Below are 448 nucleotides of genomic sequence, written 5' to 3'. Positions count from 1 at the left end.
GTCCAGCGCCCGCCGGGCAGTCGGCGTAGCGCCAGCGCCACCAGAAGAAAGCCCAGCGGCACGGCAGGTAGGCAAGAACTTTGACCATCAGGTCGAAAACTGTCCAGTAACGCGGCCAGGCTGCGTCAATGAACTCCAGTGGCGAGACGCCGAAATCGCGCCAGTTGGCGAATGGATACAGGCTCGCGTAGATGATCAACACGAGGTAAGCCAGCGCCAGATACCTCGACAGCCTCAACAAACGTGCGGGTGGCGGCGCAGGGAATTCGTCGGCCCTGGCAGGAGCTGAGGGTGACGGTCGCCGAGTTTGCTCCATCCAGTCACCGCCAAGCGTTGAAAATCCGCAATTCTAGCGCCTTGTATGGAAAAAGCGCGATGACAGTCTGGTCCCGGATTTTGCTGGGCCAGTCCGGTTCTACCTTCAATTTGCCGATTCCGCTGTATAACT

General features: G+C 59.2%; 1 pseudogene. It reads right to left on the bottom strand.

The annotated features are described in order from the left end of the window. Window positions 1–202 (bottom strand): annotated as a pseudogene (locus CAPSK01_RS22805) (hypothetical protein); the annotation flags it as partial. Window positions 203–448: the final 246 nt, after the last annotated feature.

Origin of the sequence: Candidatus Accumulibacter vicinus (assembly GCF_000584955.1) — a bacterium.
Taxonomy (GTDB): Bacteria; Pseudomonadota; Gammaproteobacteria; order Burkholderiales; family Rhodocyclaceae; genus Accumulibacter; species Accumulibacter vicinus.
Note: the sequence above shows the minus strand (reverse complement) of the source record. Positions and strands in the feature narration are given on the sequence as shown.